This is a genomic window from Paractinoplanes rishiriensis (assembly GCF_016862375.1).
GTDB classification, from domain to species: Bacteria; Actinomycetota; Actinomycetes; order Mycobacteriales; family Micromonosporaceae; genus Actinoplanes; species Actinoplanes rishiriensis.
Genome location: NZ_BOMV01000020.1, coordinates 1 through 13,193, shown reverse-complemented (window position 1 = coordinate 13,193; position 13,193 = coordinate 1). Strand labels below are relative to the sequence as shown.

10 protein-coding genes and 1 pseudogene are annotated in these 13,193 nt (G+C 71.1%); 4 read left to right on the top strand and 7 right to left on the bottom strand.

Annotated features, from left to right (window positions below; all coding sequences use genetic code 11):
• From Ari01nite_RS50860 to Ari01nite_RS11465, 4 genes and pseudogenes are all read right to left on the bottom strand, one after another.
• Positions 1 to 607: pseudogene (locus Ari01nite_RS50860) on the bottom strand (hypothetical protein); the annotation flags it as partial.
• Positions 608 to 713: 106 nt separating this feature from the next.
• Entirely contained in the window at positions 714 to 2,057 is a 1,344-nt protein-coding gene (locus Ari01nite_RS11475; protein WP_203781161.1) for a glycosyltransferase family 2 protein, read from the bottom strand.
• Positions 2,054 to 3,016, bottom strand: coding sequence for a glycosyltransferase family 2 protein (locus Ari01nite_RS11470; RefSeq protein ID WP_203781160.1), 963 nt, complete (start codon positions 3,014 to 3,016; stop codon positions 2,054 to 2,056). Before Ari01nite_RS11470 ends, Ari01nite_RS11475 begins: the two co-directional genes overlap by 4 nt.
• Positions 3,017 to 3,067: 51 nt before the next feature.
• Positions 3,068 to 4,015, bottom strand: coding sequence for a glycosyltransferase family 2 protein (locus Ari01nite_RS11465; protein WP_203781159.1), 948 nt, complete (start codon positions 4,013 to 4,015; stop codon positions 3,068 to 3,070).
• Between the two features lie 730 nt (positions 4,016 to 4,745).
• Between Ari01nite_RS11465 and Ari01nite_RS11460 the strand changes: the two genes are divergently transcribed.
• A complete protein-coding gene (locus Ari01nite_RS11460) occupies positions 4,746 to 5,681 on the top strand; it encodes a sulfotransferase domain-containing protein (RefSeq protein WP_203781158.1) in 936 nt (311 codons plus the stop codon).
• A 58-nt stretch (positions 5,682 to 5,739) separates the two neighbouring features.
• On the top strand, positions 5,740 to 6,648 hold the full coding sequence (locus tag Ari01nite_RS11455; protein ID WP_203781157.1) for a glycoside hydrolase family protein: 909 nt from the start codon (positions 5,740 to 5,742) through the stop codon (positions 6,646 to 6,648).
• 194 nt (positions 6,649 to 6,842) lie between these two features.
• On the opposite strand, the gene Ari01nite_RS11450 is transcribed toward Ari01nite_RS11455, so the two are convergent.
• Positions 6,843 to 8,294: a GGDEF domain-containing protein gene (locus Ari01nite_RS11450; protein WP_203781156.1), complete on the bottom strand. Its 1,452-nt coding sequence runs from the start codon at positions 8,292 to 8,294 to the stop codon at positions 6,843 to 6,845.
• A gap of 144 nt (positions 8,295 to 8,438) precedes the next feature.
• On the opposite strand from Ari01nite_RS11450, the gene Ari01nite_RS11445 reads away from it, so the two are divergent.
• Together Ari01nite_RS11445 and Ari01nite_RS11440 are read left to right on the top strand one after the other, a co-directional pair.
• The gene (locus Ari01nite_RS11445; RefSeq protein ID WP_239162663.1) at positions 8,439 to 8,897 is read left to right on the top strand and encodes a response regulator transcription factor; all 459 of its coding nucleotides are present in this window, start codon (positions 8,439 to 8,441) and stop codon (positions 8,895 to 8,897) included.
• A gap of 63 nt (positions 8,898 to 8,960) precedes the next feature.
• A complete protein-coding gene (locus Ari01nite_RS11440) occupies positions 8,961 to 10,226 on the top strand; it encodes a sensor histidine kinase (protein WP_203781154.1) in 1,266 nt (421 codons plus the stop codon).
• Here Ari01nite_RS11440 and Ari01nite_RS11435 read toward each other — a convergent pair.
• Both Ari01nite_RS11435 and Ari01nite_RS11430 read right to left on the bottom strand, forming a co-directional pair.
• Positions 10,117 to 10,770: an AAA family ATPase gene (locus Ari01nite_RS11435; protein ID WP_203781153.1), complete on the bottom strand. Its 654-nt coding sequence runs from the start codon at positions 10,768 to 10,770 to the stop codon at positions 10,117 to 10,119. The genes Ari01nite_RS11440 and Ari01nite_RS11435 overlap by 110 nt on opposite strands.
• Positions 10,767 to 11,657: a M20 family metallopeptidase gene (locus tag Ari01nite_RS11430; protein WP_239162662.1), complete on the bottom strand. Its 891-nt coding sequence runs from the start codon at positions 11,655 to 11,657 to the stop codon at positions 10,767 to 10,769. Before Ari01nite_RS11430 ends, Ari01nite_RS11435 begins: the two co-directional genes overlap by 4 nt.
• Positions 11,658 to 13,193 lie beyond the last annotated feature (1,536 nt).

Genomic DNA, 13,193 nt, shown 5'->3' with positions numbered 1-13,193 from the left:
CGTCTGCCTCTGCCTTGACCTCTGCCTTGCCGGCGGGGGCGGGCTGGGCCTGGGCCTCCGGCTTTGGCGGGGTCTCGGGCTCGGCGGCCCGGTCCTTCTTGGCGGGGGGTGCCGGCCGGGTCAGGCTGGCGCCGCCGGGGGGCACGATGAATTCCAGGCGCACGCCCTGGCGGTAGGGGCTCTTCGGGGCCTCGGCCGGGCGGGACGGCTGCTTGTTGGCCGGGTGAGTGGGTGGCTGCGGCGCCGGGTTGGTGGGCCACGCCGTCTGCTGGTTGGCCTGGTTGGCCGGCACCCGGGCGGAGCCCCGGGTGGGCACCCGGGCGGACGCCTTCGCCGGGGGGACCGCGGAGCGCACCAGCGGTGACTGGGGCAGGTCGGCGGGGGCCGGGTGGCCGGGGATCACCGGGATCCGGAGCAGGATGGTCTCGTCGTACCTGTTCGAGACCGGCGGCTCGGGGTCGGCGGCTGCCTTCAGGCGGACCGTGCGTTCGCCCGGGACGTGGCCGGTGGGCTCGCCGGGGGAGAGGCGTACGGATTTCTCGCCGGGGGTCAGCCGGACCGGCGGGTTTTCCGGGTCGGTGGCCGCGGAGGTCGGCTTGTGCGCCATTGAACTGGGCCTCCAAGGGCGTCTCGGGAATGCTCCGCCGCGGGGCTTCTCCACTGAGAATGCCCCGCGACCGGAGGACTTTCCGCCAAATCGGGCAAGCTGGCGGCTACCGGGCGGTGGTGGCGCGCACCTTCGCCTTGGCGGCTCGGCGGCCGCGCAGGTAGGCGCTGGGGCCGGCGAGCATGCCGCGGCGGTTGGCCTTGAGCAGGTCGCGCGGGAAATCGTCGCGCAGGGTGGCGGTGCGCGGGGTGTCCTTGCCGGTCAGGTCGCGCAGCGCGCCGGGTGCCAGCCGGAGCAGCGACCAGATCAGGCCGGGGCGGGCCATCAGCAGGCTGGTGTACGCCGCGACCAGTCCGGTCCCGTACCCGACCATCTGCTTTTGAAGTCCTTCGAGATCCCGCCGGTGGTAGTGGTGGGTGACCGCGGTCGGCTGGTAGACGATCTTGCCGCCGGCTACCAGGACCTGGGTGAATGCGAGCGTGTCCTCGGAGCCCATGGCGGGGGTGCCGGCGCCGAGCGCGGTGTCGAACATGCCGATCCGCTCGATGACGCCCGGACGGAAGGTCATGTTGGCCCCGGTGCCGAACGGTGGCAGCGGGTAGAGCGGGCTCTGGATGTGCGCGGTCGCGGGGCTGAACGCGGCCGGCGTGAAGCCCCGGCCCTTGCTGTGCCCGCCGAACTGCTCGAACCACAACTGCGCCCGGGTCTCCAGCTCGGCCGGCACGATCACGCCGGAGATGACGTCGGCATCGGGGTGCTCGTCGAGCGCCCGGGCCACCTCGGCCAGCCAGAACGGGTCGGCCACCTCGTCGTCGTCGATCCACGCCAGGATCTCGCCGGGCGCCGCCTTGACCGCCGTGTTCCGGGCGAAGGACAGCCCGGCCTTCGGCTCCTTCAGGTACTCGACCGGACCGCGCCGGGCCGCCGCGCGTACCACCTCGGCGGTTGAATTTGTCTCTGGCGCATTGTCCACCACCAGGACGCGGAACTTGGGGTACTGCTGGGCGAGCAGGCTGTCCAGGCAACGGGCCAGCGCACCCGGCCGCTCCCGGGTGCACAGGACCACGGTGATGTGCGGGGCGGTGGCCAGCACGGCACGCCGCCGGGCCAGGAACTCCGGTTCCACCGCGGGGGTGTAGCCGTCGATCGGCAGCGGCAGGCCGCCGAGCCGGGGCCGCAGCACCGCACCCAGTTCGGCCTCGATGGCGGCGCCCAGCGCGGCCGGCCGCAACCCGCCCTCGGGCACGTCGACCAGCACCGTGCCGAGCGGCTCGGTGAACAGCCGGACCAGCACCCAGGCCTGCCGCACCCGGCGGCCGTCGGTGTGCACCGCGGCGACCGTGGGCAGCGGGTCGGACAGGTCCAGGTCGAGCACGACCGCGGGCAGTTCGCCGCCGTTCGGGGCGATCTCGGGCGCGGTCAGCCAGCTGCGGTTGAGTTCGGCGGTCATCGGGCGGCCTCCAGCTGGGCGGTGCGCGGGGTACGCCGCGCGGCGACGGTCTCGACGACGGTGCCCACGCCGGCCGCGGCCACCCCGGCCAGCACACCGCCGGCCCGCAGGGCGTGGTCGACACCCCGGCCGCGCAACGCGGCACCCAGGTTGCGGACCACCGCGCGGGGCAGCGACCAGATGTAGGCGCGCTCGGTGGCGAGCGTGTCGCCGCGTTCGGTCAGGCCGGCCATCTGCACCTTGCCGCGGCCTTCGGCGTAGCAGCGGTGCAGGAACCAGTTGAAGGTGGACCGGCTGGCCGGCACCTCGTGCCGGATGACCGCCTCCGGGACGTACATCCAGTGGCCTCCGTCCAGGGCGCTCATCCGCAGGCAGAGCTCGGTGTCCTCGGGCCGGTTCCGGTCGCCGAGCTTGCCGAAGCCGACCCGGAAACCGCCCACCGCCACGAACGTCTCCCGGCGGACCACCATGCTGGCCGACCACACGTTGCGAATCGGTGCGGTTCTGGTTGGCATTCCGGTGTAGGAGCCGCCGACCGCCCAGAGGAACTCGTCGGGCATCCAGCGCGGGCGCTCGAACTCCCAGGCCGGGCTGATCGCCCCGCCGGAGCCGACCACCCGCGGGTCGGCGAACGGCTCCACCAGCCGGCCGAGCCAGTCCGGGTCGGCGATGACGTCGTCGTCCAGGAACGCGACCACCGAGGTCTGCGCGTGGAACGCCCCGGTGTTGCGGTTGCCGGACACGCCCTTGGCGTACGCGTTCTCCAGCACCGTGACACCGGCGAGGTCGCGCCGCACCCGGCGGTACAGCTCGGGGTTGTGGTCGACGACCACGATCACCTCGGCGGGCGCGAAGTTCTGCGACCGGGCGCACGCGACGGTGCGCACCAGCGAGTCCCAGCGGTCCTCGGTGTGGGTAGGAATGACGATGCTGACGGCCGGGCGGGTGGTGGATGACACGGGAGCTACTCCTGAAGCAAGGGGGGCAGGGGAGCGGAGGAAGACTCCCGATCAGTCCTCGACGGCGGCGCGGGTGCGCAGCGGCTTGACGTCGTCCGGGCGCCGGGTGGTCCGGTTCAGCGGGGCGGCCGGCGGCACCGGCTGCGGGCGGTTGACCATCGCGCCGTAGTTCTTGGAGACCGGGGCCTGGTGCACCCGCACGCCACCCGGGCGGCGTACGCCGTCGCGGCTGTTGCGGCGGGCCCGGCCGTACTCGCTGAAGATGGTGCGCAGCACCCGGAAGCCGTCGCGGAACGTGTTGAGGTTGGTCTCGCCGTGGATCCGGCGGTGCTCGATGCTGCCGACCTCGCCGACCTTCATGCCGTCCACCGCAGCCCGGATGTTGATCATCGTCTCGATCTCGAAGCCGTCGCCCCACAGCTTGTTGCCGTCGGCCGGCTGCGGCAGGCGGGTGTCCGGCAGGTCGAGGACCGGAACCACGCTGCGCCAGAACGCGTTGTAGCCGTAGCAGAGGTCGGTGAACCGGGTCCCGAACAGGACGTTGACCACCAGGTTGAGCCCGTCGTTGCCGAGCTTGCGCAGCTTGGTGATGTCGTGGCTGAAGCCGCCGTTGGAGAAGCGCGAGCCCTTCACGAAGTCGGCGCCGTCCACCAGCTGCTGGACGAACAGCGGGATCTCGGCCGGGTCGGTCGAGCCGTCGGCGTCGATCATCACGATGATGTCGCCCTTGCAGGCGGCAAAACCGCAGGCCAGCGCGTTGCCCTTGCCCTTGCGGGTCTGCTGCACCACGACCACGTCGGGACGCAGCTCGCGGGCCACCTCGACGGTCCGGTCGACGGAGCCGCCGTCCACCAGGATGACCTCGCTGACGTCGGCCGGCAGGGCGGCGAACACGTGCGGAAGGTTCCGCTCCTCGTTCAGCGCCGGGATCACGACGCTTACAGTCGGTGACGTGCGGCCGTTACCCCACGTGTTGTCGGCAGGCGTCGAGAGCTCCATGTCGGGTCCTTCCAGTGTTCGGCGGTGCGGCCTTCACGCGGTTCCGGGGGCAGAACCGCGAGCCGCTCGCTTCTGGAGACCAACCCTAGCTATCCATTACGTAGCGTCAACTAACCAAAGGGACAGCGTGACGACACCCGGGTAGAGCCTGGCATCCAACCGTATGACCTGGGCCTATTCGCATGGGCAGCGTTAGTTGACCTTCGTCACGGGAGTTACGCCCAGTAACGGACAGTGAGGTCGTGGTAGGTCGCGGCGGGCACGATGCCGGCAAATGCGTGCCAGGTCCGTCGATCTCGGCCAATCCGGGCAATGCCGATATGTCGGATTACTCCGTGTGAGGTATGTCACCGCACGGCGACATTACGATGCGTGAGGCGTCGGGTGCAGAAAGGTTTCCATCCCCTGACGGTGCGTAGATGAATGCGGATGTATAGATTGGTTGGCGCCTACCCCGTCCGCGCCGGCCCGTAGCTTTCGGGCTCCACTACCGTTGGTGAAGCGATGATTGCTGAGGAAGCTCTCTGTGTCTGCGGGCATCCGCACCGGGCCCACGAGCACCACCGCCGGGGCACCGAGTGCGCCCACTGCGGCCCCGACGGCTGCCCGCGTTTCCGCCGGCGCACCTGGTGGCGGCGCCTGCTGTCGTCGCCATCTCGATAAAGCCTACTAATCCTGTAGGCTAAGTCCCGGCTTCGAGCGCCGCCGGCGCACGTGAGGAGGGACCCCCATGCCACTCCCGGACTTCCTGATCGCCGGAGTGCCCAAGGCCGGCACCACGGCTCTGCACGCCGCGCTCGTTCCCCATCCGGAGCTTTTCCTGCCCACGGTGAAGGAACCGAAGTTCTTCCTCTCCGACGGCCCGCCACCGACCACCGGTGGTCCCGGCGACGTGCAGACCTACCAGGAGCACGTCTGGCGGCAGGAGGACTACGAGGCGCTGTTCGCGCCGGCTCCCGGGGGCACGCTGCGGGGCGAGGCAACCCCCTTTTACCTGTACGACGTGCAGGCGCACGAACGCATCAAGTCGCTCGTCCCGTCGGCGCGCATGATCATCCTGCTCCGCGACCCGGTCGACCGGGCGCACTCGAACTGGACCCACCTGTGGAACGCCGGCCTGGAACCGGAGGCCGACTTCCTGACCGCCTGCCGTGCCGAGCCGGCCCGGATCGAGGCCGGCTGGGCCGACTTCTGGCACTACGTGCGTCTCGGGCTCTACGGCTACCAGCTCGAGCACCTGTTCCAGCACTTCCCGCGCGAGCAGGTGCTGCTGCTGCGCTACAAGGACCTGAAGGACGAGCCGGCCCGCACCCTGGACCGGGTCTGCGACTTCCTGGGTGTCGGCACCGGGGTGCTGACCGCCATCCCCAAGGAGAACGTGAACCGGCACGTGGTCGAGGACAACCAGGTCAACGCGGTGCTGCGCTGGCTGCTGCGCACCGGCGGCACGCTCGGCCACCGGTTCCCGGTGCCGCTGCGGCTGGCCGCCCGCGGCCCGATCCTGACCGTGCTGCACCGCAAGAAGGGCAAGCGCCCGGTCACCACGCCCGAGGAGCGGGCGGCGCTGCTGCCGCTGTTCGCCGAGGACATCGCGCTGCTCCAGGACGTGACCGGGGAGCGGTACGACGACTGGCTGTCGGTGGACCGGCACGCCGGAGCGCGTTAGCTCGTTGTTGTCCCGATACTGTTCGCAGTGCCAACGCCGTCACGCCTAGGAGCCGACCTTGTCCACCGGAACCTTCACGCTGCCGCTGCCTCGCTGGGAAGACTCCACCGTCGTGGTCGAGCCGCCCGGCTCCGAACCGGGCGCGTGGGCCGGTGCGCCCAGTTCGGTGGTGGCGGACGGTCACGTGTACCTCGCGTACCGCCTGCGCCTGCCGATCGGTGAGGGCCGGGGCATCTCCAACGTCGTGGCGCGCTCGGCCGACGGCCTCGAGTTCACCCCGGTGGCCGAGGTGGGCAAGGACCGGTTCGGCGCCGAGTCGCTGGAGCGGCCGGCTCTGGTGCGCACGCCGGACGGCCGCTGGCGGCTCTACGTCAGCGCGGCCACCCCGGGCACCAAGCACTGGCGGGTGGAGCTGCTCGAGGCGGCCACCCCGGAGGGCCTGGCCGACGCGCCGGCCCGGACGGTGCTGGCCGGCGACGAGACGGTCGCCGTGAAGGACCCGGTGCTGCACCACGACCGGTTCGGCTGGCACCTGTGGGCGTCGGTGCATCCGCTGGAGAGCTGGGACGACGCCGACCGGATGACCACCTGGTACGCGACCAGCCCGGACGGCGTGCACTGGACCTGGCGCGGCACGGTGCTGACCGGCCGGCCCGGCGAGTGGGACGCGCGCGGCGTGCGGGTCTCGTCGGTGCGGGTGGACGGCGACGAGGTCACCGCGGCCTACGACGGCCGGGCCACCGCGGGCGAGAACTGGGAGGAGCGGACCGGCGTGGCCCGCGGCACGCGGCTGGCCGACGGCAGTTTCGGCGAGCTCACCGCGGAGGGCGAGCCGGTCGGCAGCCCGCATGCGCCGTACGGCCTGCGGTATCTGAGCCTGGTCACCCTGCCGGACGGGCGCGAGCGGATCTACTACGAGGCCACCCGGGCGGACGGTGCGCACGATCTCCGTACCGAGCTGGCCTGACATCTTACCCGCAGGTAACTGCTCGGTTCCGGGGCGTGGCGGGTCGTGAGAGCGTGATCACGATCCGCGGGGCCGGACTCCGGAAGCGGGCGGAAATGGCCTAGCGTCGTCGATCGACGCCAGGTGTACGCGGTAAACGGCGGCACTGTCGGTGGCGGGGCTGGTCTCACAAGGCACCAGCTCCGCCTTTCCTTTTACGCGGCCCGGCTCACCCGTCCCTTGCCGTCGGCCTTCGCGGCGTACATGGCAATGTCGGCCTGCCGCAGCAATTCACCCAGCTCGCCCCCGCCGATGGCCAGGCCGATGCTGCCACCCACCCGCACCGGCTCACCCAGCGCGCGCATCGGCTCGGACAGTGAGCGCAGGACGCGCTCGGCCACGTCGTGGCCGGCCTCCTCGGTGGCCGGCTCGGCCAACACCATCGCGAACTCGTCGCCGCCGAGCCGGGTGACCAGGTCTCCGGGGCGGACCGCGGCGGACAGCCGGCGGGCCACCTCGACCAGCACCTCGTCGCCGGCGGCGTGCCCGAGCCGGTCGTTGACGGGTTTGAAGCCGTCCAGGTCGAGCAGCAGCACCACAACCGTGCCGTGTTGTTCGACCAGTTCGTTGCCGACCTCGTGGAAGGCGGCCCGGTTGGGCAGGCCGGTGAGCGCGTCGTGGCGCGCCTGATAGGCCAGCGCCGACTGCTGCCGCTGCAGCGTGACCGCCAGCCGGCCGACGATCGACACGGTGAGGAACTGGCGGACCAGGACCAGGCTGAACGTGCCGAGCAGCACCCAGACCAGGACCGGGGCGAGCGAGCGGCGGTGCACCTGTTCGGCCGCGGTCGCCGCCACGGCCAGCACGATCGGGACGTACGGCAGCAGGGCCCAGACGCCGGAGAAGTGCCGCTCGGTGCCGGCCCGCGTGGACCGGGTCGCCTCCAGCCGGCTGGCCACCGCGACCAGGCCGGCCGCCAGCGTGTAGCCGCCGCCCGCGCCGGCGGTGTACCAGGGGAGGTCCTCCACGCCGTTGCGCACCGCCATCAGCGCGGTGCAGGCGAGGACGACGGCGGCGGCGCCGAGCAGACGCGGGGCCCGGCCGGTCTGGTCGGGCAGGTGGCGGGACATGGTCACCAGGGCGACCGCGGCGGCGATCACCTCGGGCAGCGTCAGCGCGGTGACGAAGCCGGCGTTCATCACGGCGTCCACCGCGTGCCGCGCGGGCTCGAGGATGTAGACCCAGGTGATGGCGAAGACGGCGCCGGACACGGCGGCCACGTCCAGGAAGCCGCGGTAGCGCTCGGCGCCCGGCACCGGCGGGGCGTTCAGGTGCATGCCGAGCGGCAGCAGCAGGGCGGCGCCGATCGACATGGCGCCGGCCACGGTGACGGCCGGCGGCATGGCATGGAACTCGTTGCCGAGGTAGATGACGTTCGCGAAGGTCCAGAGCGAGCAGGAGCCGACACCGACCAGCACGGCGGCCCGGTGCCGGCCCCGCTCGAACGGGACGCGGCGCAGGTAGGTGTACGCCCCGAAGCCGATCAGCACGATGACGAAGACGTCCGAGACGCCGCGCCCGACCGGCAGCGACAGGTACGGCACGACCACCTGGAAGGCAGCCGCCAGCGCGACCACCGCCAAGATCTGCGCTCGTAGCCGTGTCATCACGACTTTCTCAACGGTTGGGAAGCGCCGTACTTGAGAGCCCGCACCCATCGTGCAACGGTGAATTGCCTCGGGGACTCGAACCGGCCGCCGATGGGGCCCGTCGCTCGACGAAGTGGCGACCCCCCCGGTCAGGAGAAAACAGTGGCAGTTACCGCGCTTCCCTCGTTCACCTTGCCGTCCCTTTCGCTGGCGTCCCCGGTCGCGGACTGGACCACCGACCTAACCGAGCCGACCATCCTGGTGGCGGACGACGACGACACCGTCCGCGACCTGGTGGCGTTCAAACTGCATGCGGCCGGCTACAACACGATCACCGCGGACAACGGCAGCACGGCCCTGACGATGGTGCACGACGAGCACCCCGACATGGTCATCCTGGACGTGGCGATGCCCGGCCTGGACGGCCTGAGCGTCTGCTACGAGCTGCACTCGTCGGCGGCCACCGCCCAGATCCCGGTGCTGATGCTGAGCGGACGCGGCCGCCAGGTGGACATCGACCTGGGCCTGACAGTCGGTGCCGACGACTACCTGATCAAGCCGTTCAGCCCGTCCGAGCTGATCCGGCGGGTGCGCTGGCTCCTGCTGGCGAATAGCGACTAATTTGGTTTAATGGGACAATTCCGGCCCCGCTGGTGGCGGGAAGTGCAGCGGGTTCCGCCTTGGATGTTCGACGTCATCCTCATCCCGTACCTCCTGATCTTCCACAATCCGTTCGCGATGACGGCCTTCCAGTTCAGCGAGGATCCGCTTCGAGGCCGGCTGCACGACGCCGTTTTCGTAATGGTGACCCTCGCTCTGCTGGGCCGGCACCGATGGCCCGGTTCGGTCTTCCTGATCCAGCTGGCCTGGTGCACGGCGGCGCCGTTGATCATGGAATCTTTCGACTTCGCGGCGATGCTGGTCGCGCTCTACGCCCTCGCGACGCGCCGGCGGCCGGCCCTGTTGTGTGGTGCGCTGGCCGCCTGCCTTCCGGCGTTCGGCCATTACAGCCACGCCGCGGTGGGATGGTACGTGTTCGATCCGTCCGCTCCCGGGCAACCGTACGGGCGGGAGAATGCGAGCTGGATCGGCCTGCTGACCGTGCTCTCTCTCGGTGTCGGGGTGATCGTGGCGGTGGTCGGCCGCCAGGTTGCGGTCATCACCCGGCGCGGACAGGCCGCCGTTGCAGACGGCCGGCGCGCCGCGATCACCATCGCCCGGCAGGCTGCGACCGGTGCGGCCCGGCGCACCGAGCGGGCGCGCATCGCCCGCGACCTGCACGACATCCTGTCCAACTCGGTCAGCACGATGATGCTGCAGGCGGCCGGCGCCCGGCAGGTGATGGCCGCCGATCCGCGGCGCGCCACCGAGGCGCTCGACGTGATCCAGGACGTCGGCACCCGTTCCATGGACGAGTTGCGCCGGCTGCTCCAGCTGCTGCGCGCCGACGGACCGTCCGTCGACGGGCCGGGATTCGACGACTTCGACATCGCCGTGGAGCAGGCGCGGGCGGCCGGCCTCCGGGTGGACGTGCAGATCGAGGGCGAGCCGGCCGCACTGGATCCGGAGGTCAGCGACGTCGCCTATCGGGTGGTTGAGGAGGCCCTGGTCAACACCCGCAAGCACGCCGGTGCCGGTGCCGAGGCGACCGTCCGGGCCGGCTGGGAGGACGAGTGGCTGTGCCTTTCGGTCGAGGACCGTCCGGCGGCTCGCGGTCCGTCCGGTGCGCCCTCCACCGGGCATGGCCTGCTCGGCCTGAGGGAACGGGTGGTGGCGGCCGGCGGTGACTTGCGCGCCGAGCCGGCCGGCGACGGCTTCCTGGTGCTCGCCCTGCTGCCGATCACCCGTCCGGACCTTCATCCGGACCTTCATCCGGACCTTCATCCGGACCTTCATCCGGACCTTCACCCGGACCTTCACCCGGACCGTCGTTCAGACCGAACCGCCTGATCACCAGCTCCGCCACCGCCTCCGCGGCGAGGTCGGTGTTGTCGATGCGCAGGTGATCGTCGCGCCCGTCGAACTCGCCCGCCGAGTTGAACCGGTACCGCCGGTCCGACTCCAGCAGGTTGTCGCGCGACCAGGCCAGATCCCGCTTCGAGGGCTTCGCCGCCAGCCGCGACGCACCCTCGTTGCGGCGCAGCCGTTCCTCCTGGCCGGCGGCCAGCTCGAGGAACAGAATCCGGCCGCCACGGCGCCGGAACGGCTCACTCCAGCCGGCCACCGCCCGGGCATCGGCCGGGTGGTCGAACGCCCATACATACGTGAAAATCAGGCCCGGCAGGTCGCTGGCCGCAACCTCCTCGATGAGCCGCGACCGGAATCCGTCGACCAGCCGGTGGAACGGCGGCGTGCCGAACGCGAAGAACGGCAGCACCGGCTCGATCGCCATGTGGTTGTGGAACAGCCGCAGCCCGGTGCGCGCCGCGATCGCCGCACCCACCGTCATCTTGCCGGCGGCCGGCGGCCCGACGATGTATAGCAGCGTCTTCACCGGTCGAGCCCCAACAGAAAGCCGCGCAAAGCCTCGTAATAGGGACGCAGCGTGGTGACATCCAGATACTCGGCCGGCCCGTGCTGTCCGCCCCCACCCGGCCCGAAGATCACCGCATCGATCCCCAGCGCGTGGTAATACCGCCCGTCTGCCGCCCCGTGCTTGCGCAGCAGGTCACCGTCGTATCCGGTGGCCCGCACGACCTGCTGCAACAGGCGGACCTCGGCACCGTCCGGGTCGGCCCGGTGCGGCGGCCCGAGCGCATCGACATGCGCGGCCACCCCGGTCACCTCACTCAGGTGCAGGGCGATCTCTTCGGCGGTACGCCCGGCGAAGTGCCCGTCGGAAGGCGGGTAGCGCAGGTCGAACCAGGCCGTGGCGGCGGCCGGCACCTGATTGACGGCCAGGTTCGGCGTCTCGATCCGGGCCAGGTTGACGGTCGTCGCCCACGCCTCCACCGTGGGCACCGGATAAGCGGCCAGGAGTCGGTCGATCCCCGCGGTCAGGTCCAGCAGGGCGTTTCTTCCCATCCAGGGGTACGCCGCATGCGCCGCCAATCCAGCGGTGCTGAGCCGCCCCTGGCAGATCCCCTTGGACTCGGCGACCACCCGGAGCCCGCTCTGCTCCCCGATGAGGACGAAGCCGGCCCGAACCCCCGCGGCCAACTGATGCCCTGTCCCGTCCGCCCCGCCCACCTCCTCGTCGGTGACCAGCTGTAACGCGATGTCGTAGGGCAACTCGTCGGCCAGCTCGCGAAACACCGTGGCGAGCACAACGGCCGCGGCCTTCATGTCATGCGTCCCCCGCCCGTAGAGCCGATCCCCGTCCCGCCGGGGCGCGAACTGCTCGTCGGCCCCCGGCACCACATCCAGGTGAGCGTTCAACACCACCCGAAACGGCATCACGGCGCCGGCCCGGCACACCAGCGCGCTGGGCTTCCCCCCACTCTCGAACCACCGAACCGCAAACCCACGCCCCACCTCCCCAACCACGAAGTCAAGAGCCGCCCGAAGCTCCACCGCCCGCTCCGCAGTAGACCGAACAGCCACCAAGTCACTTACCCGTGCCACTATCCGCTCGGTCCAAGAAGTCATGCTGCACTATCCCAAAAAATGTACGTGACGTCACACCAACCATTCCGAGCCCGAAGAATTGGCACGATCGGCACTGGCCGCCGACACCCCCGGTGCGCAATGCTCAGTCGCATGCGGCAGCTGCAATTGTTCACCAGATCCGAATTAGCCAAAATGACCGACAAGACTGCCGCCCGCACATTTTCCCCCGAGCGCGAGGCTTTCCGCCGAGACCACGAACGCCGCCGCGCGCGAGGCCTACCCCGCCGCCACGCCGAGCGCCTGCGCCACGCCCACCAACGCCGCTTCCCCGCAACATTCCCAACCTTCCGCGAGCCAGCACCGCAGCCGACCTCACCACGGCGCCCCATCGCGCCGCCGCCCCAGCCGGCGCCGCCACCCAAACCGCGCCCGTCGCCTGCGCTGCCGTCCGCACCGCGCCCGTCGCCTGCGCTGCCGTCCGCACCGCGCCCGTCGCCTGCGCGGCCGTCCGCGCCGCAGGCGGTGCCCACCTCGCGGCAGACGCCTACGTCGAGGTCAGCGCCATCACCCCTGCCGCAGCGGCAGCCCGCACTCCAGCAGGGTTCGCGGCCACAACCCGCCCCGCCGCTACGGCAGCCGGTGGCCGCGCCCCGCCGCGCGTCCTCACCGCGGCCAGCGTCCCCGCCGGACCCTCGGCCGGAGCTGGCGCCTTCGCCGCAGCCTGCGTTCTCACTGCGTCCGCAGCCGGCACCTCAGCAGCATTCGGAGCCGGCGCCCTCACCATGGCCGCCGGACTCGCCTGAGTCGGAGCCTGCATCTGGTCCCGAGCCCCTACGCAGACCGCAGCCGCCCGCTCTGCCGTCCGTCTCCCCGGCACAACGTGCGAAGCCTGGACCCGTGGCGTTCCCACGGCCGGCGTCATCCTCGGCGCTGATTCGGTGCACGCCGAGCGCGCAGTCCTCGCAACGAGCTCAATCTGCGTCCTTATCATCGTTGTCGTCGCGGTTGGAGGTGACCTCGGCATTGTGCATTTCTTCGCTCGATTTAAGTAAGCGCGAGAGAGCGCCGCCCTGAACCTGCGCCGAACTATTGCGTCGGCAATCGAAGCCTCGGCGAGTGGGCCCATTCTGAATGGTGTGCTCGCGTTTCGGCAGGTCCTCCAGGTGCAATGCTGCGGCTGTGGTCGGTCGGTGGGATGACCGACCGAGGCGGCCGCGTAGCCGGGAGGACGGCCACCCTGACGATCAGCCGGGCTGGCCAGGCCAGGCCAGACCGGGCCGCGCAGGCAGGCCGGGCAGGCAGGCCGGGCAGGCAGGCCGGGCAGGCAGGCCGGGCAGGCAGGCCGGGCAGGCAGGCCGGGCAGGCAGG

What these genes read in the sequence shown, in the direction of transcription:
- Ari01nite_RS11475 (WP_203781161.1), bottom strand. Translation starts at nt 2,057, where the DNA reads ATGACCGCCGAACTCAACCGCAGCTGGCTGACCGCGCCCGAGATCGCC.
- Ari01nite_RS11465 (WP_203781159.1), bottom strand. Translation starts at nt 4,015, where the DNA reads ATGGAGCTCTCGACGCCTGCCGACAACACGTGGGGTAACGGCCGCACG.
- Ari01nite_RS11460 (WP_203781158.1), top strand. Translation starts at nt 4,746, where the DNA reads ATGCCACTCCCGGACTTCCTGATCGCCGGAGTGCCCAAGGCCGGCACC.
- Ari01nite_RS11450 (WP_203781156.1), bottom strand. Translation starts at nt 8,294, where the DNA reads ATGACACGGCTACGAGCGCAGATCTTGGCGGTGGTCGCGCTGGCGGCT.
- Ari01nite_RS11440 (WP_203781154.1), top strand. Translation starts at nt 8,961, where the DNA reads ATGTTCGACGTCATCCTCATCCCGTACCTCCTGATCTTCCACAATCCG.